Below are 286 nucleotides of genomic sequence, written 5' to 3' on the forward strand. Positions count from 1 at the left end.
AGGATATATGGATAAACATCAGGTGTTAAAACAATATTTTGGTTATGATGACTTTCGTGACGGTCAGGAGGTTCTGATTGACAGTATTTTAAACGGCCGTGATACGCTGGGAATCATGCCGACCGGCGCCGGAAAGTCACTGTGCTTTCAGATCCCGGCGCTGATGATGGACGGGATTACCCTGGTGATTTCTCCGTTAATCACACTGATGAAGGACCAGGTGGAGGCGCTAAACCAGGCCTGGATCCATGCTGCCTATTTAAACAGTTCCCTGACGGCTTCCCAG

General features: G+C 49.0%; 1 protein-coding gene. It reads left to right on the forward strand.

Going from position 1 to position 286, the window contains the following annotated elements; all coding sequences use genetic code 11:
- Positions 1–7: 7 nt before the first annotated feature.
- On the forward strand, positions 8–286 hold a 279-nt coding region (locus NE473_RS32290; protein ID WP_256265740.1), incomplete at its 3' end, for a DEAD/DEAH box helicase.

Source organism: Hungatella sp. SL.1.14, assembly GCF_024460495.1.
GTDB lineage: Bacteria > Bacillota > Clostridia > Lachnospirales > Lachnospiraceae > Hungatella > Hungatella hathewayi.